The organism is Aurantivibrio plasticivorans, from assembly GCF_055392955.1.
The window spans coordinates 462,599-485,661 of sequence record NZ_AP036020.1; the positions used below are offsets into that span (position 1 = coordinate 462,599).

The window sequence follows — 23,063 nt, forward strand, 5'->3', positions numbered from 1 at the left end:
AACATAGATATAGGTTTCCTTTATAAATACAAATAAGAACCGTGTAGTCAATACTCTGGCAGCACTGCCGCTAGAATCGGACTACGTCTATCCCATCAAACAGGGTGAATGCGATGAAACAAATACTAACCTCCGTGCTGCTGTTATCAGTGGCATTCCAATCTTGGGCTCTGCAACCGGGCGACCGCATCGATAACTTCAAGCTGCTAGATCAAGACGGAAAAATGCATGAACTGTACTACTACTCCGATATGGATGCGGTAGTGATAATGATTCATGGTAACGGTTGCCCGATTGTCCGCAATGCGGTACATGAGTACAAAGAAGTACGCGATCAGTTCAAAGATAAGAATGTACAGTTCTTAATGCTTAACTCGTTTATTCAAGACTCTAGAAAATCAATCGCGAAAGAAGCCGAAGAGTTTGGTATCGATATGCCGATCTTGATCGACGATACGCAATTGATAGCAGAGTCGATGGGCGTGGTACGCACGGCTGATGTTTACGTTATTGATCCTAAGTCGTGGAAGGTGACTTATCGCGGTGAGTTAAGTGACCGCTTGGGTTACGAGACGCAACGAGTTGCTGCGGCAAAAACCTATGCTGTTGATGCTATTAATGCCACGTTAAAAGGCAAACAACCTGAGCTGGCATATACAGAAGCAAAAGGTTGTTTGGTTAACCTTTTGGAAGCGGATAAAACCGAAGAGCACAAGCAAATCTCTTACGCTGATGAGATTGCCCCCATTTTGATTGATAAGTGTTTAACCTGTCACCGCGATGGTGGTATTGGTCCCTTCGCGATGTCGGACTACAACATGATTCGCGGCTTTGCGCCGATGATTCGTGAGGTAGTGCGAACCAAGAGAATGCCGCCATGGCACGCTGACCCACATGTGGGTGAGTTTTCTAATGATCGAAGTTTGTCTAATGAGGAGCAGCAAACACTCGTTCATTGGATTGAGGCCGGTGCCCCACGTGGAGAAGGTGGTGACCCGCTGGCGGAGTACAAGCACGACTGGCCAGAGTGGACTCTGGGTGAGCCAGATGTGATTGTAGAGATTCCGTCGTTTGATGTGCCTGCAAAAGGCGTTGTTGATTACTTGAACCCCACTGCAGAAAACCCATTAGATGAAGATGTGTGGGTTCGCGCTGTCGAGATTCTGCCAGGCTCACGTCAAGCGTTGCACCATGTTATTACAACCTTTGGTAAAGCCGATCCAAACAACCCTCGTGGCATTCAGGCTATGGGTGGTTTGGGGGGGTATGTACCAGGAGGTCGAGGTGAAGAGTTTCCGGAAGACACTGGCGTCTTTTTGCCTAAAGATGCTGTGTTTTCTTTTCAAATGCACTACACCACGTTTGGTAAGCCGGTGACAGATACATCGCGTATGGGTATCTATCTGCACAAGAAGAAGCCAAAGTATCCATTGGATTCTACAGTATTGCTCAACCCGATGATTAAGATTCCAGCGAACACCAAAGAGTATTGGGCAAAGCGCGAATCAAAGCCGCTAGAGCGTGACATTTTGGTCTACACGCTGTTACCACACGCGCATTTTCGCGGTAAAGCATCAAACTTTGTTGCTCGCTATCCTGATGGTCGCGAAGAGGTATTGTTGTCAGTTCCTAATTACGATTTTAACTGGCAAACAACTTATCACTTAGAAGAGCCGATCCAATTGCCCGCGGGTACCGTGATTGTACATAACACCGCCTGGGATAACTCAGCACAAAACCCAGCAAACCCAGATCCTAATCGTGTAGTACCTTGGGGTTTGCAGTCTTGGGATGAAATGCTATTTGGTTCCATTAAGTGGCGTTACGTCAACCCACGTGAAGGTGATACGTCGTCTGGTCTAGGCGTCGTTGAAGAAGAGCATCCAGACTCGTAACTTTCGAAAGCAATAGAGAAAGGGAACCCCAGCGGTTCCCTTTTTTGTTTCTGCGGAGCGAATTTTGTTGATGTTGAGTGCGAGTAATGCAGACGTTGTCGATATCCTGTTTAATAGCAAGTCTGTCTACAGTCAGGGTGACTCAATGAGGAGGCTCGCGTGCACGGTGAAGAAGGGCACATTTTCCAACCTATTTTAATCTTGCTGGCCAATGCGGCGGTACTTAGCACGATCTTTCACCGCTTACATATCCCCGGGTTGCTAGCGTATTTGCTAGTTGGCTTGGCGTTAGGGCCTACCGGGTTTGCGGTGGTCACTAATGTTGAAGACTTGCGTGCGATTGCTGAACTAGGGTTGGTTTTCTTATTGTTTGTACTGGGCTTGGAATTTTCTCTACCGAAGTTAATGGCCATGCGCAACACGGTTTTTCGACTTGGTTCTGCGCAGGTCATCATTTGTACTCTGGCATTTTTTGTCGCCTTTTATTGGTGGGGGATGCAGTGGAGTCTCGCGTTGTTGGTGTCCGGAGGTTTGGCGCTGTCTTCCACCGCGATTGTTTCGCGTGAATTGCTTCAGCTTGGCCAATTGCATCGCCGTCACGGCCAAATGGCCATTGGCGTATTGCTCTTTCAAGATCTAGTCGCTGTTGGCTTGCTAATCAGTGTGCCATTGATGGCAGGTAGCAGCCAGCAAGCCGATGGATATAAGCTTGTTTTAGAGGTCGCGAAGAGTGGCGGCATTTTGGTGCTCTTCTTTCTCTTTGGGCGTTATGTGTTGCCACGAATTTTGGCCGAGGTAGCAAGAACTCGTTCCGATGAGCTGCTGGTGTTTTCCGCATTGGTGATTGTGTTATTGGCGGGAGTGACGACAGAGGCGGTTGGTTTGAGTATGGAATTAGGCGCTTTTCTTGCTGGAATGATGTTAGGTGAAACGCGCTTTAAGCATCAACTGGAAGTTGATGTGCGACCGTTTCGCGATGTCTTGCTGGCACTATTTTTCATCACCATTGGTATGTTGATCGATATTGGCATGCTGACGGAGTATTGGTTCCGCATAATTGTCAGTGGTGTAGCATTACTGGCTTTTAAAGCGCTCATTATTACGCTGGTAGCCAAAGCGTTGGGTGAGTCACTTCGTCCCTCGATGCAAGCGGGGTTATCCCTTGCGCAGGGTGGTGAATTTCTATTTGCATTGCTTGCGCTAGCAACTCGAGAAAAATTAATCCCCGATGACGTTGCGTCATTTCTTCTGTCAGTGACTATTGTCAGTATGGCGTTAACACCCGTGGTCATCCGTTATTCTGATTTTATTGTGGATAAAATTGATGCGCTCTTAGGGCGGTTCTCTGGGAAGCAGGTGTTGGGAGACGAGTCTAATCTGCCCGGGGCGGAGGCAATTCCAGCAAAAACCGGCCACGTTGTCATTTTGGGTTTTGGTAGAGTGGGCCAAACTATTGCGCGATTTCTTAAACAGTTGGATATTCCTTATGTGGCACTCGACACCGACATGGTGCGAATATCCGAGGCAGTTGCCGCGGAAGAGCCTGCGTACTATGGCGATAGTACGCGAAGTGATATTTTAAAAATTGCAGGTATTGAAAGCGCGGCTCTTTTAATTATCAGTTTTGACGATAGCGCTCAGGCAAAAGATATTTTACGCAGGGTAAAAGAAATTAATGAAACGCTGCCAGTGTTTGTTCGTACGCGCGACGACAGCCAGTTAGAGGGACTGCTGGCAGAGGGGGCAAAAGAGGTCATTCCTGAAACCTTGGAAGCTAGCTTGACACTTGTGTCTCATGTGCTGCTAATGTTGAATGTGCCGAATAGTAAAATAGATGAGGTCATCAATAAGGCGCGTTCTAACCGATATAAATTGTTACATGGATTTTATCAAGGTGAGCAATATCGGTTGGAGGATGATGTGTCTAGAGAAATATTGCATGCCACTGCGCTAACCGACAATGCGTGGAGTTGTGGTAAGCGGCTTGATGAATTAACCGTGCCTTGTGAGGGTAGCCCGCTAGTCGAAGTTCATCGAGCAGGACATATTATTCCGGCAGACACCTTTGCGGATCAACTAAAGCCGGGAGATATTGTTATGATTCTCGGTGATATTAATACAGTAACGGCCTGCGAGGACTACTTGTTGGGCGGACAATTGAGGTAGGTATAGTGGTTTTAGATAGTAGTAGCGAAGAGAAAATCGAAAAAAATTCAGTGGTTGGGTTTCACTATAAAATGTGTCGAGTGGACGCTGATGGCACCCACGGTGAATGGCTCGAAACATCTCTGGACGGTGATCCTGTGTACTATTTGCATGGGCATGGCAATTTAATTCCAGGTATGGAAAAGGCGATGTTGGGACGCTGTGTTGGCGACGATCTCAAGATTACTGTCACGCCTGAAGAGGGTTATGGTCTGCGTCGCGAGAATGCAGTGCAGCGAGTGCCGATTAAACATCTACATTTAAATAATAAAAAACAAAAATTGCGACCTGGTCAAATTGTATCAGTGCAAACTGACCAAGGTGTGAGAAATATGGTGGTGGTAAAATCCGGCAAGTTTAATGTTGATGTTGATATGAACCACCCCCTTGCAGGTCTGACGTTGTACTATGAAGTCAGTATAGAGTCGGTACGGGCTGGAGAGGCAGAAGAAATAGCTCATGGGCACGTGCATGGCCCAGGCGGACATCAGCATTAGGCTCGATCTATAATGTTAAAGCATGTTTTGCGAGCGTTGAGTGTCTTGCGTTTTTAGTTCCTGCAGATGTTTCGACATTGCGTCTGCGGAAAGTGGTTTACTCAATAGGTAACCCTGGCCGATATGGCAATCCGCATGGAATAGAAACCGTTGCTGTTTGGTGGTTTCGATTCCCTCGGCAATAATCTTCAAGTCTAGTGCCTGCCCCATCGCAATAATGGCGCGAATTAATGAGTCGCTGTAGTGTGATTTGCCAATTTGTTGGACGAATGATCTGTCTATCTTAAGGCAATCGATGGGGAGTCGGCCAAGATGAGCAAGGTTTGAATAACCCGTACCAAAATCATCCATGGAAATTTTGATTCCGAGTAAATGTAATTCTCGTAATATTCGTATGGCAGTGTCTGGCGACCGCATTAACGCACTTTCGGTAACTTCTAATTCAATTCTATCCGCAGATAGATTGTGGTCTTCAATTGCATCGACAAAGCGATTCACCAAGTTGTGATCATCCAGTTCTGCGGCAGATAAATTTAAACTGATCCGTGGAACTTTAAATCCAATGTCATTATCCCAGCTCAATAGTTGACTAAAGGTTTGATGCATTACCCAGGTATCGAGCTCGGCAATAACGCCGATTTCTTCCGCAAGAGGAATAAACTGGCTGGGTGGTATAAAGCCCTGCGTGGGGTGCTCCCAACGAATAAGTACCTCGACTCCAGTTAAGGATAGATCGCGTAGACCGTATTGGGGTTGGTAGTACAGCTGAAGCTCTTCGTTTGCAATGGCATGACGCAAGTCGTTCTCTAGGCGGAACTTTGTTTCGCTAATTTTTGCAAGATAGTTTTGATAGAAAGCGAAGCTATTGCCGCCTTGCTCTTTTGCAGCAAACATAGCTAATTCAGCGTTATGAATTGCTTGGTCGGCCCGTTCGGCGTTTTCTGGGTACAAGCATATGCCAATGCTCGATGTGATGATGAGAGATTTTTTGTCGATGTTTAGCGGTCTGCGAATTTCGTGCAACAGCGAACTGGCGGTTCTTTCGGCGACCTGCACGCTACCGTGATTTGGTAATAGTAAAACAAATTGATCGGCACCGCTTCGTGCTAACGTTTCGCCGGTACGGCAGAATGATTCTAATCGCTTAGTCAAACCCAATAATACTTTATCACCAAATTCGACACCTAGTGAGTCGTTGATGTTTTTAAAGCGGTCGAGATCAATGCATATGATTGAAAAGCTGTTCTTATTTCTTTGTGATTCATTAATCGTCGCTGTTAATTTTTCAAATAGTTGGGTTCGGTTTGGTAAGCCGGTGAGTGAGTCGTGCTCTCGTAGAAAGCTAACTTCTGCTTGGTATTTGTAGTCGTCAGTTAAATCGGACAATGTGCCGATAATTTCGCGACGGTTACCGGGTAATGATGTGAGCTGCAATTCGTCGCGGACAAATCGGACATTGCCAGTTTTATCAATGAATCTGTATTCTTGTGTGATGTGTTTGTCGGAAAATATTTTTTTAAAAGTAGCGATAGCTGTATCGCGATCTTCAGGATGTAGTTGATTTATCCACCATTTGGCTTGGCAAGCTTCTGCAACTGTGAACCCTGTAATACGAAGCACGTTGTCGCTGATCCACCGAATATGTCCGGTATGTGGGTCCAGGGAATAAATAATGGCGCTACTCGAATTCATTAAATGATGTAAGCGCTGGTTGGTGGATTGTATTTGTGCCGTACGCGCTTTAATGGACCAGCGCAAAAAGAGCACAACCGTAATGAGTACTACAACCGATGCGGTGGTGATAAGAAGAGTGGAAATCAGCCATGTGGGAATCCTCTGGGGCGATGAGGAAGTGAGCTGCTTATTGAAAGTATCGAAATAAACAGAATCGGGGTTTCCCTTCCACGTTGCGAGTTGCTGATCAAATGCCATCAAAAGGTCGGCATTAGTGCCTTCAGGGGTAGCGAAAAAAAGTCCAGCTTGGTTTAGTGAAATTGGGGTTTCGATAACGTTAAATTCGTGCGCAAGACGCCTGCCTAAAATATTATCAACAATTGCAGCTGTAGCACGTCCGCTGCGCAGGGCATCTAGCGCTGCACTCGTAGAGGGTTGAGACAACTCGTTGTACGTAAGTCCCCGGGATGACATCGCCTGCTGCAAATCCGTTGCTTGAATACTGCCTCGTGGTGTTGCAATAGTGAGTCCTGCGAGGTCATCCAGGTTACGGATGTGAGCCCCAGGGTTGGTGTACACCTGGCTCCAGCTTTGTAGAACAGATATTGAGTGAAAATCGAAAAGCGCGTCTCGCTCCGCGCTGTAGGTTACGGCGGGAAGGACATCAATCTCACCTTGCTTAAGCAGGTCGATGCATTCAAACCATTGGCAAGGTGTGTAGTCAAGATACCAGCCACGTGGCTTGGCAATCTCTCTAAGCAAGACATAGAAGATGTCATCAGAATAATCATCTGTGTAAGCGTTGGAATCATGCTGAGGTATTTCCCCATTATGGACTACCAATCCAGCTTTCACTGTCCGAGTAGGCTTTAGAGAATCAGGAGTGGCGCTTACCGCAAACCATAGTCCACATACAATAAGCCCAACTAGAACTAGCAGTGCAATGAAGGGTATAAATTGTTTGTGCGATGTACTATTCATTAACGCGTGAACGGCAGCTACGGCAAAAAATGTGAGGCACTACTATATCAGTGTAGTGACAAGCGCTTGAATGACACTCAAGAAGGTATCGGCTTCGTTGGTCGTATTGTGGCTTTTTATTGACAAGGTTTCACTAGCTAGTTGCGTGAGACTATCTCGCCAAACACGATTTATTGGTCTGCTAAGCCATAGTCAGCTGTGCTGGCTTGCGGCTAGTTCGAAACCCAGCCACGCCGCACCACGCACTCCAGACGCGTCACCGTGTTGCGCCGGTCTTAAGGGGGTGGTGACATCACTGCTAAATACATAGCGCTCCCACAGTGCAGGTATAGTGTTGTAAAAGCGCGCCACCTTCGAGAGGCCACCCCCTACGACAATACAATCTGGATCTGCGATATTAATGACCGAAGACAAAGCCCGTGCGAGGCGGTCTTCATAAATCTCAACGTACTTGAGCGCGAGTGGGTCGCCATTGTCCGCAAGAGCGAAAATTTCCTCAGCTGTTAATTGTGCCCCCGTATTTTTGGCGAAATGTTTACTAAAACCAGGTCCGGAAAGAAACGTCTCGATACAGCCATCTTTTCCGCAATAGCAGCGCAGCCCGGGGCGCTCATCGTCGCTAGGCCAGGGTAAAGGGTTATGGCCCCATTCGCCGCCTATATTGTTTGCGCCGGTGTGCAGTCGCTGATTAAAAACAAGCCCTCCACCCGTTCCTGTGCCAAGGATAACAGCAAAGCAACTGTTTGAATTAGCGGCGGCCCCATCGACAGACTCTGAGAGGGCAAAACAATTGGCATCATTAGCGATAGCACATGGCTGACCCAAACGTGTTTCTATATCGCGCTTAAAGGGCTGGCCAATTAATTCGGTGGTATTGCTGTTTTTTAGTTGATAGTTGTTGTCCAGTGCGCCCGGCGTTCCTATACCTACCGGTGTGGTTGTTTGAGTTGTATTGCGAAGAGTTTCGACCAGGGTGCAGATCGCTTCAATGATGTCGCTGTAGTCGCCGCGAGGAGTGGCTATCCTTCTCCGTGCGAGTTCGTTTCCATTGCGTTCGAGTACAACGCCTTCAATCTTAGTGCCGCCGAGGTCAATACCAATACTGCATGCCGTGTCACTGAACTGAACTGTCATTGATGCGTTCTCTAGTTCCCTAAAGTAAACGCGATTATCTACTAAATTGTAGCGCTACACCATGGCGGATGAGTGAAGCGAAGATTGTCTAGGATGCGGCGCTGGAGTGGTGCGCTGGATTGAATAACAAGTTTAGCGCCTCGGGCTTATGTGTGTGATAGCCTTGCGCATAATCAATATTAAGTTCGCGTAGAAGTGTCATCGTTGTTTCATTTTCGACAAACTCTGCAACAGTATAAATGTTTAGGACTTTACTGATTTCAGTGATTGAGCGAACCATTGAGTAATCGATTGGTTCTTTATCAATGTTGCGAATAAAAACCCCATCGATTTTTAGCGAGTCGATCGGAAGATTTTTAAGGTATCCAAATGAAGACATACCAGAGCCAAAGTCATCCAGTGCGAAGGTGAAGCCGATAGATTTGAGTCGTTGGATAAAGTGTTGTGCGTTTTGGATATTGTGTATTGCCGCGGTTTCGGTGATTTCAAACCGAACACGTTTGGGATCGAGATTTGAGTTTTCGCAAAACTCCAACAGATAGGTTAAAAATTTACTGTCGCTTAGGGATTGTCCAGATAAATTGATAGAGAATTGGTCCACGCTTTCAAATATCTCTGGGTTGGAGTTAGATAGCAAGGCAAATTTTTCGATAACCCATTTATCAACAAATTTCATCAACCCATAACGTTCCGCTGCGGGCAAAAAGGCCCCGGGTCCGATAATTGAGCCGTCGGTATCTTCCATGCGTATGAGTACTTCTGCGCTTGTAGGTAGATCGGCATTGGGGTGAACAGGGACAATTTTTTGATAGAAAAGTATAAAGTGATCATGTTCTAAGGCGTCTGTGACTCGATGAACCCATTGTGTATGTTTCTGTTGCTCAGCAAGCTCTGCGTCTTCATGTTTGAATATATGTACGCGGTTTCTGCCAGCATTTTTAGCTGCCATGCAGGCTTTGTCTGCGAGTGATAGTACACCCGTGTCGCTGGTAAAGTTTTGATCTTTGAGGTTGAGGAGGCCGATGCTGGCGCCAAATGTGAACGATTTTCCACTGCTAGTGAATCGGTAGTTATCGATCGCTATGCGAATCTTTTCGGCGACGTCATAGGCATCTGAAGATTTGCAGTCCATTAAGATAATTGCAAATTCGTCACCACCAATTCGCGCAATAACATCACTTTGGCGAATGGATGAGTTCATAATTCGTGCGATTTCTTTTAATACTCGATCTCCTGCAATATGACCGCAACTATCGTTGACCACTTTGAAGCGATCGAGATCGATAAATAATAAATGGTAGTGTTGGTCATTGCGGTGAGCTGATTGCGTCACAATGCCTAGTTGTCTTTCAAATTCACTACGATTGAACAAACCTGTTAGGCTGTCGTGAGAGGCTTGGTAAACGAGATTTTTTTGTAAGTGGTGCGACTGAGAGACATCTCTAAAGACGACAACTGCGCCTTTTACAAGGCCATCTTGTCCTTGAATGGGGCAGGCTAGGCTTTCGATGATAATGTCTTCACCTCTGGCCGTCATGAGGTTGCAGTACTCTGTGTCGCGAATAGTGCGATGTGCTTCAATGCAGCGTAGCGCGAGATTAATTTGTTGCGTTTCGCCGTGTTCATCTGTCGGGTTAAAAAAAGTTTCCAGTTTTTTTCCTTGGCATTCTGTTAATGATGCCCGAGTTATATTTTGTGCCGCTTTATTGATGTATTCGACTCTGCCTTTGAGGTCGGTAGTAATCACGGCGTCGCCAATCGAGGCCAGCGTTGTCTCGGCTTTATCTTTTTCGTTTTTGAGCGAGTCTTGAATCTTTTCAAGTGAGTCAAGTAAACCATTAAACGCAACTGTTAGCCCTGATAGCTCGTCATTTCCAGACACTTCAAGCCGATGTTGAATGTTTTCGGCGTTAGCGATATCGCGGACGTCGCTGTCCAATATTTTTAAGCGTCTTAGAATTGATCGATCGAGGAAGAAGAGAACGTATGCTGCCATCAATGTGAAAGATATGAGTAGGGCAATGCCGGAGGTTACCAGTGTGTCCCTCACTTGAGCCATGATCGCACGTGGAGAGCGGATAGATAACATGAAGCTCGGGTTGCCATTGAGATCATTCAGTAATGCATAGGTACCAATGGTGTCTGAGTCGATAGGGGTGTATAGCTCCTGATTGGGAGACTTTAGTGTTTTTGCAAGAATGTCTTCACCTTCTTGCGTGCTTGAAAATTCAAAAAGTGGTTGGATATCGAGCTCTTGCCGAACAATGTCTTCCAGGTTCTGAATCGCTTTCTCCCCGAACTCGGAAGTGGTTATTAGCGAGCCTTGAACACCTGGGCCGAAACCACCGAGCGTTATGGGTTGTGAAGCAAGAATTAAAATATCATCTCCGGCGATGTGCAAGCCGCTGATTGAGCTCTCGAGCGTTTCGTGGGACAAGATCGCAGGAGTTTGCTGAATGCTACGCATGAAGTGACTGTCATCTAGAATCTCACGTTCTTTGGGGCCATTGTCAACTAGTTCGGTTGCCTGAACTTTCTCGCCATTTTTATCGTAAATGGCGGCTTTATTGATTCCAAAGGCACCAACAATGCTGCTCATCATAAGTCGCCGCATTCGAATAGTGCTTTCTTCCGTATTTCGGATGGAGTAGTAAATGATTCCGCTGGCGGCCCATTCTCGATTGTATCTATTTAAGTTGGAGATTTCGCGATTGAGAGCGCTCTTTGCGCGACTCAGGTTGGTCTCGAGCGTCTGTAGCTCAATGCGGCTATAGCTCGAGTAAATAACAGCATACGCTGCTAGAAATAGGCAGAGTATTAGCAGCTGTATTAGCAAAATCTGTGTCAGTATTTTTTTGCGAAGCATCGTGTTTAGCGAATATCTTGAGTCATTAATCGGCGTAACTCTTTTGTAGGTGAGTACTCCTCACTCATAAGTGTAGCTGCTTTTGTTTTCTATCACGCTATATTGTTAAATGGCCTATTCTTTTCGGTTATTAATTGATTATTTACTATCGCCAAGCATTAATTGAATCGTTATCGATTGATTGTGTTGAGTAATATTGCCGCTAGGTATCAAGCTAATTCAAAAGGGCACAATGGAAACGGCTGCACTGCGTCGCGATTTGAGCGAACTGTTTTTGAACGCTGAGGCGTCTTCTTGCAGCGAGTACGAGCTGTTAGGCCTACTCTCTGGTCACGATGTATTGTCATTTAGTGATGACGATCCTGAACTGCAATTGTTTAGGCGGCATTTTGTCTTGATGAATACGCTCTATGATTTACAACAGCAATGGCTGGAAAATAACGTTGGTTACTTATCAATTTCACCACTTGCGATAGCGTTGAAGCCGCTGGGGCAAGCCGAAACCTGCAATTTACCCAGCGCCAACCTCGATGCCGACAGGCTGTTGCGCGAATACTACGGCGATTGGCGTCATTTTGAAGACATGAAGCCAGGCAATGTTCGCGAATTGCTTCAAGGTGTTTGGGAGATGTACGCGAGTTACGATGGGCGAACGGACTTCTTAAATGTGTTGGGGGTTTCCAATGATGCCTCTATGGATGAGATAAAGCGACGTTATCAAGAATTGGTTGCGACGCATCACCCCGATAAGGGTGGTGATGTTGAGCGTTTTCGCGAGGTGCGAGAGGCGTATGAGGCGTTGAGTAAGTTTAAAGGGTAGGTGTTGGGTCGATCAGATTAACAACACTCACATTGGCATCACGTGATTTACCTGCGGCTTCGAGGCGGCGGAGGTAGTCTTGCCAGTTGGCGTCTTTTTTATGTCCTAAATCGGCGAGGTAGTTCCAACTATAGAGTCCGCTATCGTGGCCATCATCAAACACAATCCTCAGCGCGTAATTACCAACCGGTTCGACTTTCTCTATAGCGACGTCCATCTTGCCGTGTTGCAACACTTCTTGCCCGGGGCCGTGACCTTTTACTTCAGCTGATGGAGAGTATACGCGTAGATATTCCGCGTCGAGCATGTACTCGCTATGACCGAACACCAGTTCGAGCCGTTTGGATTTCTTGTGGAGTTTTATGCGTTGCGGAATATCCACTGATTTACCTTGCGTGTAGCTCTCAGTTATTGGTTGCGATTTATAAAATGAAGCGGCTGAGGTCTTCGTTGCTGGCGAGAGCGCCAAGATGTTTGTCGACGTATTCGGCGTTCACTTCTAATGATGTTGTGTCATCGCCACAACTAAACGACACATCCTCTAACAGTTTTTCCAGTACCGTATGTAGGCGGCGGGCGCCAATGTTTTCCGTGGTCTCGTTTACCTGGTAAGCAGTTTCCGCGATGCGTCGAATGCCGTCTTTTGTGAAGTCGAGTTCGATGCCTTCGGTTTTTAGAAGCGCTTGATGTTGCTCGGTGAGTGAGGCATCGGGCTCCGTCAAAATGCGCTCGAAGTCGTCCGGCGTTAATGCTTCGAGTTCAACTCGGATCGGCAAACGCCCTTGGAGCTCGGGAATTAAATCAGATGGTTTGCTAAGGTGGAATGCACCTGAAGCCACAAATAAAATATGATCGGTTTTGATCATGCCGTGTTTGGTGCTGACTGTACACCCTTCGATTAAAGGCAGTAAGTCACGCTGGACACCTTCGCGTGATACGTCTCCCCCTGAACCTGAATCGCCACGTTTTGCTACCTTGTCAATCTCATCAATAAAGACGATGCCGTTCTGCTCGGCGGCTTCAATGGCTTGGGCCTTGGTTTCGTCTTCATTAATGAGTTTTTGCGCTTCTTCTTCAGTGATTTTTTTTAAGGCATCTTTAACGGTGGTTTTCACCATTTTAGTTTTACCTGATGACATAGAGGAAAACATATTTTGCAGTTGGCTGGTCATGTCTTCCATGCCGGGGGGTGCCATTATTTCCACGCCTACCGGTGTTGTAGCCATATCGATTTCAATTTCTTTTTCGTTTAGTTCGCCTTCGCGTAATTTCTTGCGAAATAGTTGGCGCGTTGACGATTCGTTGTTGTCGGGTTCTTCGCCACGGGCGGGTGTCAGGAGTGCATCTAAAATACGTTCTTCTGCTGCATTTTCTGCCCGGAAGCGCACTTTCTCCATTGCGCTTCCGCGGTGTTGTTTGATGGAGGTTTCTACCAAGTCGCGGATAATCGATTCTACATCGCGGCCAACGTATCCTACTTCGGTAAATTTAGTGGCTTCTACTTTAATGAATGGTGCATTTGCAAGTTTGGCGAGACGTCTTGCAATTTCTGTTTTTCCGACCCCGGTTGGGCCAATCATCAAAATATTTTTTGGCGTGATTTCATCGCGCATGGCTTCGTCGAGTTGCATGCGTCGCCAGCGGTTGCGCAGTGCAATCGCGACCGCACGCTTTGCGCTTTGTTGGCCGACAATGTGTTTGTCTAGCTCGTGGACAATTTCGCGGGGAGTAATATCTGACATAAAACAATTAACCGTTTGATTGGCTCGCTTAGCGTATTTTGCCTAGCGAGCTTAAAAATTGAGTTCTTCGATGGTGAAGTTGTGGTTGGTGTAGACGCAAATATCGCCTGCAATACCTAAGCCTTTTTCGACGATGTCACGGGGACTGAGATCCGTATTTTCTAATAGCGCGCGCGCGGCCGATTGTGCAAAAGGGCCGCCAGAGCCAATGGCGATGAGGTCTTGCTCGGGTTGGATGACGTCACCATTTCCAGTGACGATTAGGCTCGCCTCTTTGTCGGCAACCGCGAGTAGGGCTTCAAGGCGGCGCAAGGCACGATCAGTTCGCCAGTCTTTGGCAAGTTCGACAGCGGCGCGGGTGAGTTGACCTCCGTGAGCTTCTAATTTGGCTTCAAACCGTTCGAAGAGGGTGAAGGCATCGGCGGTGCCACCGGCAAAGCCGGCGATGACTTGGTCTTTGTAGAGACGTCGCACCTTGCGGGCGTTGCCTTTCATAATGGTGTTGCCAAGTGATACTTGACCATCGCCGCCGATAACAACGCTGTTGCCGCGGCGAACGGAAAGAATAGTGGTACCTCGGTATTGCTCCACGGTGAATCCTTATTATCTAGATTTGATCAAATGCTGAGTGCAGGAGGCTGAACTAGCCAAGATGGGGGCGGTCGTTCAGAATTCAACGGCGTAATTGAGTTGCTGGCTAGCCGCCACCGACAGTTTGTTTGCTCATAATGCTATCGATATCCATGCTTGCCAGAGTGCCGCGGGCTTTGGAGGCCTGGGCGCGGGTCTTGAATGGGCCGACCATTACGCGATGCCAGGGCTGGTCGCGGACAAGCTTCTTTTCAACCGTCGCATTGAGGTTTTGCAGAATGAGTTGCGCGCGCAAGCGATCAGCGTCGGCAGCGTTACGAAATGATCCGGCTTGTAGCATGTACTCAATGTCTTCTTTGACTTCGTTCGCTTCCGGCATGTCGATGGGCGTGGTATCCACAACGACTTCGTTTTCTTTGAGTAGCTCGTAAAAGACGAAGCGTGGTTTGGTGACGCCGTCTTCATCTTTGGTTTCGTCTATTTTGGGTGCTGCGCTTTTGTTGGTGTCGTTACCGTTAAATTCGGTCATTAATGTGGCAGGTTGTTTAGGAATATCTTTCAGGTAGAACAAAAACATCACAAACGCACCGAGGATCGAACCGGTAAATAGCCATACCCAACCAGGAATCCTCGACTCGCGATGAGTGGATGAGTTGTTGCGGCGTTTGTAATCACGGCTCATAAAATATCCAACGACAGTGTCTGGCAAAACGTGCAGCGGATTGTATTGGGAAGCTCTGGTTAAGTCTACGCGACCACTGAATTTCGGGCTTTTGAGCGACTCTGGTGCTAGCTCATGTCTTGTGGGTCGACATCAATTGACCACCGTGTACGGCGGCTAAGTGCGTGACTATCCAACGCTAAACACACGCTAGTTAACAGCTGTTGCAATTGTTGACGGTCTGCCGCGATGACCTGAAGCTGGAAGCAATAGCGATCTTGCTTGCGTTCCATAAACGCAGGTAGGGGGCCAATGTATTGCATAGTTGGGCTGGCCGCGACCGTTTGCCGTAACAAGTTTTTTGTGAGGTGCAAAAACTCCAACGCATTGGCAGGTCGCTTTGACTCGGCGCGGAATAATGCCATGTATTGGTAGGGTGGCAGTCCTGCTAGCTGCCTTTCACGCAGTAATCGGCGTGCGTAGCGGTGGTAGCCCTCCTTGATTAGGCTCTGGATGCTGGGGTGGTCGCAGTGATGACTCTGGATCACCACATTGCCTGGCTTTTGCTCTCTACCAGCGCGGCCCGCGACTTGAATGAGCAATTGTCCCATGCGTTCGGGAGCGCGAAAATCGGCACTGAATAACCCGCTGTCGATATCAAGAATGGCGACCAGAGTGACATCGGGAAAGTGATGTCCTTTTGCCAGCATCTGGGTGCCTACAAGAATACAGGGTGTTCCCGGCTTTACTTCGGCGAGCAAATCTTCCATGGCGTTTTTGCGGCGAGTAGTATCACGGTCAATTCGGATGACGGGTGTGGTGGGGAATAGTTCTTTGAGGTTGTGCTCGGTCCGCTCAGTCCCAATGCCGAGGTTAACCAAGTCTTGGCTGCGGCACTCTGGGCATTGCCGAGGCGTGGGACGCTGCTGATCGCAGTGATGGCAATGCAAGTGTGGGGGATGGCGATGCACCGTCATTTTGGCCGCACAGTTACTGCACTCTGCTATCCACCCGCAATCGTGGCACAGCATAGCGGGTGCAAAACCGCGGCGGTTAATGAAAACCAGCGCCTGCTCGCTTTTTGCCAGCGTGGTTTCAATACGTTGCAGTAGCTCACTCGAAAACCCTTCGTAAAGCTGTTGCCCGCGGATATCGATTAGCTCAGTTGTCGGAGGTTTGGCATCTCCCGCGCGACGGGTTAGGCGCAGGTGCTGGTAGCGGTTTTGAATGGCGTTGTAGAGTGTTTCCAAGCCGGGTGTGGCTGAGCCCATGAGCAGGGGAATACCGAGCCTGTTTGCGCGCAGTACGGCGAGATCTCGCGCGGAGTAACGAAACCCATCTTGCTGTTTGAAAGACAGGTCGTGCTCTTCATCAATGACGATCAACCCAAGGTTGGGTATGGGCGTGAATATCGCGGAGCGGGTACCAATAACAATGCGTGCCTTGCCCTCTTTCGCTTGAATCCAACCTTGTGTCCGCTCTTTGTCTGATAGGCCAGAATGAAGAGAGGCAATGTCTACGTTAAAGCGTCGTTTAAAGCGGCCAACGAGCTGCGGTGTGAGGCCAATTTCTGGCACTAATACTAGCGCACCTTTTCCGGCTTCTAGCGCTTTGGTAATTGCCTGAAGGTAGACTTCGGTTTTACCGCTTCCTGTGGCGCCTTCTAGCAAGTAGCAATGGTATTGGGAGAGTGAAATCTGCTGCAAAGCGATGGATTGCTCTTCGTTGAGCTGCAACGGCTTCTCGGCCAATAGAGGTTGTGGGGCATTTTCTGGCGTTTCATCAAGCTCTACCAGTTCTGCTAAGCCCTTTTTCTCAAGCTCTTTGAAAGGTGGGGTGGTGAGGCCTAAAGCGGCAAGCTGGGCGGGGGCAATGTGCTTGTGCGTTAATAAGGCGTCGAGCGCTTGGCGCTGCTTCTGCGCTCTAGAAAGTGATTGAGCGGGCAGTCCCAGCCCTTCTCGGGTTAGGTGCCAAGCGAATTGTGGCGCTAGTTGCGCCGGTTCACCTTGGCGCAATAGGCTGGGTAGTGCAGCAGTAATCGCTTCGCCAATAGGGGCTTGGTAATATTTTGCGGCCCATTCTAGTAGGCTGAGTTGTTCTTCATTAAGGCAGGGTGATAAATCTATAACCCGTTGAATTGGCTTAAGTTTATTTATAGGAACGTCGCTTGAAGGATTGTGCGATACGACGATTCCGACTAATTGCTGGCGGCCAAATTCAACGGTTACCCTGCAACCGGGAGCGGGTAGCTCAGCACTTTCGATAGGCAGGTAGTCAAAGCAGCGGCGCAATGGAGTTGGGAGCGCGATACTCAATACGAGGGTGGGGAGCATTCTCTATTATCGGCCTACTTTCTTCGGATACGGAAGCCATTCTCGCAGACTTCCCTCAAAGGGTGAAAATTTAACCGCCAATTCGCGGAGATCGCTTGCCTTGCGCTTGCATTCTGGTAGTATGCGCCGTCTTAATTTTTAAGGTGGCTGCAGTTATTTATCTGTGGCTACTCGCAGTTGCCCGCGCACGAGGCAGGGCACGAACGATATTGATGAGGCAAAGCCGATGCAAGCAGAAATTCATCCAAACTACGGCGTGATGAACGCTAAATGTAGTTGTGGCAACGTGATTGAAACTCAATCAACCTTGGCGAAGGACATTACTATCGACGTATGTTCTGAGTGTCATCCGTTTTACACTGGCAAACAGAAAGTGGCGGATACGGGTGGTCGTATTGACCGCTTCAAGAAGCGTTTCGGTAACCGTCGCGCTAGCTATGACTTCACAGTACCCAGTAGATGCTTTACAGAACGTCTGGGGTTTTAATCTCAGGCGTTTTTTTGTTTGGCAACGCAGTATTTGCGTCGCCAACGACTTGGGGAATGGATTGTCCCGAGTTGCCCATCCATGAGCGCACGCAAGTATCCTCTGTTCATGATGGTGATACGCTCCGTTTAACGGACGGACGCAGGGTGCGATTAATCGCAATCAATGCACCCGAACTAGCAAGAGATGGCAATGCAGAGCAACCTCTAGCCCGTGCATCGCGGGAAGCGGTTGAGGCCTTTTTGGCGGAAACACAGTTTGTGCATTTGTCTTTTGAGTCTCGCCGGGCTGATCGCTACGGTAGAGTCTTGGCCCATGTCACCCTCCCATCGGGCCGCAACCTTGAAAGCCATTTAATAAGCCAGGGATTAGCGTTCCCCTTGGCAGTGCCTCCAGATTTAGCTTTTTCAGATTGTCTCATGGCGCAAGCCAAGCAAGCGCAAAAGGCGGGTTTGGGGCTCTGGAATGATCCGTATTGGCAGGCGGTTGCAGCACACCAGTTAAATGATCTTGAGCCCGCTTTTCGTCGTGTTTGCGGGGTTGTCCAAAAGGTAGACCAGTCTGGCGATCTCTTTATCGAACTGGAAGGTGATTTGGTGTTGCGCGTAGCGCATCGTGATATGCGCTATTTTGAACATAGCGAATTTGACATTGAGAGGCTTAGGTCTGCAGTCGGAATGCATATTACAGTTTCCGGGTGGCTGATTGATCGAAGTGACAACGAAATGGTCAAAGCTCGGGGTTATAAACCTTGGCTAATGCAGGTGCGTACTCCTTACGCACTGGATTGGGCTGCATGCCCAAAGATTGAGAGTAATTAATGTGCTTTTAGCTATATTTAGCTGAGGCAGTCGACTGAATTTTCTCGCGTTATACGTAGTACGGAATAGAGATGAGCGAAGACTTTAAACAAAAAGCGTTGGATTACCACGAGTTTCCCGTTCCAGGAAAGCTCAGTGTGGAATTGACTAAACCCGCAGATACCCAGTTGGATTTGGCTTTGGCTTACAGTCCTGGTGTTGCAGAGCCTGTCCGTGAAATTGCCAAAAATCCTGACGATGCCTACCGCTATACGGGCAAAGGTAACACCGTCGCGGTTATTTCTGATGGCTCGGCTATTTTAGGTTTGGGGAACCTTGGACCATTGGCCAGCAAGCCGGTGATGGAAGGAAAGAGCCTGCTCTTCAAGCGTTTTGCGAATATTAATTCAGTCGATATCGAGGTCAACGCAGAGTCTCCACAAGCGTTTATCGACACTGTTGCACGTATTGCTGAGACGTGGGGTGGAATCAACCTCGAGGATATTAAAGCCCCTGAATGTTTTGAAATTGAACAAGAGCTGGTTCGCCGTTGCGATATACCTATTTTTCATGATGACCAACATGGCACCGCGATTGTTACGGTGGCGGGCATGCTTAACGCACTGGAAATTCAAGGGAAGTCGTTGCGTCAGGCAAAAATTGTTTGTCTGGGGGCCGGTGCAGCGGCAGTAGCGTGCTGTAAATTGCTGATTGATGCAGGTGCTCAATTAGAAAATATTTCGATGTTAGACCGAAAAGGTGTGATCCATTCAGAGCGCACGGATTTGAATAAACATAAACGCGAATTTGCATTGGTGACTAATGAGCGCGACCTTGATGACGCAATTACTGGCGCCGATGTGTTTTTAGGTTTGTCTGGCCCGGATTTGTTATCAGCTGAACAGTTGCAAAAAATGGCACCGCGTCCGGTTGTGTTTGCGTGTTCAAATCCCGATCCGGAAATTTCTCCCGATGTTGCGAATAAGGTGCGTGATGATTTGATTATGGCGACTGGCCGATCCGATTATCCAAACCAGGTTAACAATGTGCTGTGCTTCCCGTTTTTATTTCGTGGGGCGCTCGATGTGCGCGCGAAGGAAATCAATAGCCAAATGAAATTGGCAGCAGTGGAAGCGATCCGCTCGCTTGCAAAAGAACCTGTGTCTGAGGCCGTGAGCGCGGCGTACGGTGGTGTTACGTTTAGTTTTGGGCCTGATTATATCTTGCCGAAACCAACAGACCCCCGTTTGCTATCCAATGTCGCTGCTGCGGTTGCTGCTGCAGCAATAGAGTCGGATGCGGCGCGAATGGATTACCCGGAACATTATCCGCTTTAGCGGTTTCAAAAAGGCATTAAAAAGCCCAGCGTTGGTTTTAACAGGCTGGGCTTTTTTAATGCGTCCTATTTAAATCAAAATAATTCGTCGGGGTGTACCTCACCGGTGCTATCTGCCGGTACAAACACGTCGCTTATGGGCTCTAATTCGGGTACGTTTTCTTCGCGGAATATTTCAAAGGTTGCATCCGGGTCATTTGGCTGAGCACGTTTACCGGTTTTCGCGTTAATGCGTACGGTGACTAAACCGGGTGGTTGCTCACGAGTTTCAATGGGAATATCTTTTAACGCTTCACGCATGAATGTCATCCAAATGGGTAGGGCGGCGGACGAGCCGTATTCGCCTTTACCGAGAGGTAAATTTTGATCAAAGCCTATCCAAGCGGTAGTGACTATTTTTTGATTGTACCCTGAAAACCAGGCATCAAAGTTGTTGATGTCTGATCCGACGGTGCCAGTTTTTCCAGCGATATCTGGGCGTTGTAGGGAGCGCGCTTTGGTACCTGTGCCACGTTTAATAACATCTTTCAATATGTCGTCCATGATGTAGGCAACACGTGGATCCATAACCAGTTCGGCAATCGGCAGTTGCTTCTGTTTTAGATGTTCCTGGTGGGTATCTTCTGATTTTTCCCCCGCTATCAGCTGTCCTTCTGCATTGAGCATGTTTGCAATCTCTGCTTCTAGTTCTGCTTCGAGTAGCTCTTCATCACTAACCATTTGCGAATCAATTGTTTGCGGTGATTCGATATTTTCTGCTAGCTCGGTGTTTGCATCGGTGCTTTGGTTTGTGTTTTCCAGTGTTTCGTCAGCTAGCGCTTTGTCTTCCTTGTTGCAGTTTTTGCACACAGTAATAGGGGTGGCTTCAAAGAGCAGATTGTCTTCTGAGTCAAAAATCTTTTCAATAAAATAGGGCTCTACCTTGTAGCCACCGTTGGCGAATACTGTATAGCCGCGAGCGACTTGGAGTGGGGTTAGCACATGGCTGCCTAGCGCGAGTGTTAAATCTCGTGGTAACTCGGATTTGTCAAAACCGAAGCGGTCCATGCCGCGAATGGTTTGCGTAAAACCGAGGGAATCTAGCACGCGAATGGCGACATAATTCTTCGAGCGATAAAGCCCTTCTCGCAGGCGAATAGGGCCACTAAATTTGCCGCCTGAATTTTCAGGGCGCCAGGCTTTTTCAAGCGTGCTATCAAATTTAATAATGGGGGCGTCATTCACCACGGTGGCCGCTGTAAAGCCATTTTCTAACGCTGCGGCGTAGATAAATGGTTTGAAATTAGAGCCGGGCTGACGGTTAGCCTGTGTGGCGCGGTTGTAATTACTATAGCTAAAGTCGAAGCCGCCGACTAAAGCGCGTATGGCACCGTTATTTGGGTCTAGGGAGACCAGCGACGCTTGAGCTTTGGGGATTTGCGCTAGGTAAGGTTCGTCTTCGCTATCGAAATATACTCGAATAAGGTCGCCCCGATTGATAACGTCTGTCGCGACTTTGGGTTTTGGCCCTCGACGGTCTTCAGAGATATAAGGGCGCGCACTTGAAGGCCCGTTCTCCCAGGGGAGTGTCATGACACCGGCACCCTTAACGAGGATTTCGATGTGCCGCTCACGAGCGTCGATGACGATGGCGGGGGCTAGGCCTCCAAAGCTAGGCGTGTCGGTGAGTTCTTTGCGCCATGGAGCAAGGTCAATGTATTCGGTAATCTCGCCAAGCCCTTCTGCTTCGGCTTCAGTCTCAGGTGTTTCGCTTGCCTCCGGTGTTTCGTTGTTGTTTGGTTCTAGTGAGGCTTGAGGTTGTGGAAGGGTCGCGTGAATTGCGTATAACTCAAACGCTGAGGTTGTGGGATTGTCACTTGCAGGCTCGTTAGCGTCGATCAGTGATTTGGCCTCTTCGACGTCAAACAATGATGTTTCAAACTTTTTTTCCGGGCCGTGATATCCGTGTCGTTGTGTGTAATCAAGCAGGCCTTTTATAACCGCTTGCTGTGCAACTTTTTGCAGATGGCTGTCGACGCTAGTGACGACTTTAAACCCTTCGCTGTAAGCGGCGTCACCATAGAGTGTGAGCATTTCCGCGCGCACCATCTCTGCAACGTAAGGTGCGCTAAGGTCTATTTGCTGGCCGTGGTAACTGGCTGTGAGCGGTGTGGATACCGCTTCACGGAAGTCTTCTTCTGAAACATATTCGAGACTGTACATTCGCTCCAGAATCCAGTCTCTACGCTCTTTGGCTCGCTCGGGGTTAACCAGGGGGTTCAAGGTCGAGGGGGCCTTGGGAAGTCCAGCGATCATTGCCCACTGCGCGAGGGTCAGCTGATCGATACTTTTGCCGTAGTAGACTTGCGCGGCTGCGCCAATACCCTCAGCTCGGTAGCCTAAAAAGTTTTGGTTTAGGTAGATCTCTAGGATTTCGTTTTTGCTGAGTTCTTTCTCGATTTTTGTCGCGAGAATGATCTGCTTCGCTTTGTAAATAAAAGAGCCATCGTTGATTGGAAAAGAGTTTTTCGCGACCTGCATGGTAATTGTGCTGCCACCGCCTTGTTTTTCCCCTGTTTGCAGTAAACGTGAAACAGCTCTCAGTATCCCTCTGACGTCGACCCCATTATGACTGTAAAAGCGGTCGTCCTCAGCTGCAAGAAACGCTTTAATGAGTAGAGCCGGAGTCTGTTCATAGCTGACAGGGATGCGTCGGATCTCGCCAAACTCACCGATTAAATGATCGTCTGCTGAGTATATTCTCAGCGGTGTTTGGAATTTGATTTCCCTTATTGACTCCACGGCCGGTAAATTCGGGCTAAGGTATAAGTAGAGGGCTGTCCAACCTGCGACGGCCCCACAGACACCAGTCAAAAGTACTAGAAGGACGATTGATAAGGACGAGCGGTTAATTGGCATTTTATCTAATTAAATTAAGGGGTTAGCTGATTTTCCTGGGATGATCGGTTCATTATACGGGCTTTTCGGCGGATTACCTATTCATATCCCTGTTGCCTACCCTACTTAAAGTGCTATAACATCAATCACGTATAAGTCTCGGA

16 protein-coding genes are annotated in these 23,063 nt (G+C 48.1%); 7 read left to right on the plus strand and 9 right to left on the minus strand.

All coding sequences use genetic code 11. The features are described 5' to 3' along the window. The first annotated feature begins 113 nt into the window (after positions 1-113). The 3 genes from ACZ5NB_RS02150 (at position 114) to ACZ5NB_RS02160 (ending at position 4,597) form a co-directional block, all read left to right on the plus strand. Positions 114-1,895: a redoxin domain-containing protein gene (locus ACZ5NB_RS02150; protein ID WP_464107821.1), complete on the plus strand. Its 1,782-nt coding sequence runs from the start codon at positions 114-116 to the stop codon at positions 1,893-1,895. A gap of 159 nt (positions 1,896-2,054) precedes the next feature. Then, positions 2,055-4,061 carry a cation:proton antiporter gene (locus ACZ5NB_RS02155; RefSeq protein ID WP_460231208.1) on the plus strand — a complete coding sequence of 669 codons (2,007 nt, stop codon included), beginning with the start codon at positions 2,055-2,057 and terminating at the stop codon, positions 4,059-4,061. A gap of 5 nt (positions 4,062-4,066) precedes the next feature. Then, the gene (locus ACZ5NB_RS02160; protein WP_460231209.1) at positions 4,067-4,597 is read left to right on the plus strand and encodes an FKBP-type peptidyl-prolyl cis-trans isomerase; all 531 of its coding nucleotides are present in this window, start codon (positions 4,067-4,069) and stop codon (positions 4,595-4,597) included. Between the two features lie 15 nt (positions 4,598-4,612). Here ACZ5NB_RS02160 and ACZ5NB_RS02165 read toward each other — a convergent pair whose 3' ends face one another. From ACZ5NB_RS02165 to ACZ5NB_RS02175, 3 genes are all read right to left on the minus strand, one after another. After that, positions 4,613-7,252, minus strand: a complete 2,640-nt coding sequence (locus ACZ5NB_RS02165; protein ID WP_460231210.1) for an EAL domain-containing protein — start codon at positions 7,250-7,252, stop codon at positions 4,613-4,615. 192 nt (positions 7,253-7,444) lie between these two features. Further along, a complete protein-coding gene (locus ACZ5NB_RS02170) occupies positions 7,445-8,386 on the minus strand; it encodes an ROK family protein (RefSeq protein WP_464107822.1) in 942 nt (313 codons plus the stop codon). A gap of 88 nt (positions 8,387-8,474) precedes the next feature. Further along, a complete protein-coding gene (locus ACZ5NB_RS02175; protein ID WP_464107823.1) occupies positions 8,475-11,252 on the minus strand; it encodes an EAL domain-containing protein in 2,778 nt (925 codons plus the stop codon). A gap of 232 nt (positions 11,253-11,484) precedes the next feature. Here ACZ5NB_RS02175 and ACZ5NB_RS02180 point away from each other — a divergent pair, with 232 nt between their 5' ends. Further along, positions 11,485-12,072: a DNA-J related domain-containing protein gene (locus ACZ5NB_RS02180; RefSeq protein ID WP_460238590.1), complete on the plus strand. Its 588-nt coding sequence runs from the start codon at positions 11,485-11,487 to the stop codon at positions 12,070-12,072. Here ACZ5NB_RS02180 and ACZ5NB_RS02185 read toward each other — a convergent pair. The 5 genes from ACZ5NB_RS02185 to ACZ5NB_RS02205 form a co-directional block, all read right to left on the minus strand. Next, on the minus strand, positions 12,062-12,454 hold the full coding sequence (locus tag ACZ5NB_RS02185) for a gamma-butyrobetaine hydroxylase family protein (protein WP_460238589.1): 393 nt from the start codon (positions 12,452-12,454) through the stop codon (positions 12,062-12,064). The genes ACZ5NB_RS02180 and ACZ5NB_RS02185 overlap by 11 nt on opposite strands. 40 nt (positions 12,455-12,494) lie before the next feature. Next, complete coding sequence (gene hslU / locus ACZ5NB_RS02190) at positions 12,495-13,814, minus strand: ATP-dependent protease ATPase subunit HslU (protein ID WP_460238587.1); 1,320 nt, start codon at positions 13,812-13,814, stop codon at positions 12,495-12,497. 51 nt (positions 13,815-13,865) lie between these two features. Continuing rightward, on the minus strand, positions 13,866-14,405 hold the full coding sequence (gene hslV / locus ACZ5NB_RS02195) for an ATP-dependent protease subunit HslV (RefSeq protein ID WP_460231216.1): 540 nt from the start codon (positions 14,403-14,405) through the stop codon (positions 13,866-13,868). A 106-nt stretch (positions 14,406-14,511) separates the two neighbouring features. Then, entirely contained in the window at positions 14,512-15,087 is a 576-nt protein-coding gene (locus tag ACZ5NB_RS02200; RefSeq protein WP_460238586.1) for an SPOR domain-containing protein, read from the minus strand. Positions 15,088-15,194: 107 nt separating this feature from the next. Further along, positions 15,195-17,399 (minus strand): primosomal protein N', encoded by a 2,205-nt coding sequence (locus tag ACZ5NB_RS02205; RefSeq protein ID WP_460238585.1) that lies wholly within the window; start codon positions 17,397-17,399, stop codon positions 15,195-15,197. Between the two features lie 226 nt (positions 17,400-17,625). On the opposite strand from ACZ5NB_RS02205, the gene rpmE reads away from it, so the two are divergent. From rpmE to ACZ5NB_RS02220, 3 genes are all read left to right on the plus strand, one after another. Then, the gene (rpmE, locus tag ACZ5NB_RS02210; RefSeq protein ID WP_460238584.1) at positions 17,626-17,886 is read left to right on the plus strand and encodes a 50S ribosomal protein L31; all 261 of its coding nucleotides are present in this window, start codon (positions 17,626-17,628) and stop codon (positions 17,884-17,886) included. Between the two features lie 14 nt (positions 17,887-17,900). Next, the gene (locus ACZ5NB_RS02215; protein ID WP_460238583.1) at positions 17,901-18,707 is read left to right on the plus strand and encodes a thermonuclease family protein; all 807 of its coding nucleotides are present in this window, start codon (positions 17,901-17,903) and stop codon (positions 18,705-18,707) included. A gap of 71 nt (positions 18,708-18,778) precedes the next feature. Next, complete coding sequence (locus tag ACZ5NB_RS02220) at positions 18,779-20,023, plus strand: malic enzyme-like NAD(P)-binding protein (RefSeq protein WP_460238582.1); 1,245 nt, start codon at positions 18,779-18,781, stop codon at positions 20,021-20,023. 74 nt (positions 20,024-20,097) lie between these two features. Here ACZ5NB_RS02220 and ACZ5NB_RS02225 read toward each other — a convergent pair whose 3' ends face one another. Then, on the minus strand, positions 20,098-22,920 hold the full coding sequence (locus ACZ5NB_RS02225; protein ID WP_460238581.1) for a penicillin-binding protein 1A: 2,823 nt from the start codon (positions 22,918-22,920) through the stop codon (positions 20,098-20,100). Positions 22,921-23,063 lie beyond the last annotated feature (143 nt).

Coding starts and splice junctions, on each gene's coding strand:
- ACZ5NB_RS02150 (WP_464107821.1), top strand. CDS start 114: ATGAAACAAATACTAACCTCCGTGCTGCTGTTATCAGTGGCATTCCAA.
- ACZ5NB_RS02205 (WP_460238585.1), bottom strand. CDS start 17,399: ATGCTCCCCACCCTCGTATTGAGTATCGCGCTCCCAACTCCATTGCGC.
- hslU (WP_460238587.1), bottom strand. CDS start 13,814: ATGTCAGATATTACTCCCCGCGAAATTGTCCACGAGCTAGACAAACAC.
- ACZ5NB_RS02200 (WP_460238586.1), bottom strand. CDS start 15,087: ATGAGCCGTGATTACAAACGCCGCAACAACTCATCCACTCATCGCGAG.
- ACZ5NB_RS02225 (WP_460238581.1), bottom strand. CDS start 22,920: ATGCCAATTAACCGCTCGTCCTTATCAATCGTCCTTCTAGTACTTTTG.
- ACZ5NB_RS02170 (WP_464107822.1), bottom strand. CDS start 8,386: ATGACAGTTCAGTTCAGTGACACGGCATGCAGTATTGGTATTGACCTC.
- ACZ5NB_RS02175 (WP_464107823.1), bottom strand. CDS start 11,252: ATGCTTCGCAAAAAAATACTGACACAGATTTTGCTAATACAGCTGCTA.
- rpmE (WP_460238584.1), top strand. CDS start 17,626: ATGCAAGCAGAAATTCATCCAAACTACGGCGTGATGAACGCTAAATGT.
- ACZ5NB_RS02180 (WP_460238590.1), top strand. CDS start 11,485: ATGGAAACGGCTGCACTGCGTCGCGATTTGAGCGAACTGTTTTTGAAC.
- ACZ5NB_RS02165 (WP_460231210.1), bottom strand. CDS start 7,252: ATGAATAGTACATCGCACAAACAATTTATACCCTTCATTGCACTGCTA.
- ACZ5NB_RS02220 (WP_460238582.1), top strand. CDS start 18,779: ATGAGCGAAGACTTTAAACAAAAAGCGTTGGATTACCACGAGTTTCCC.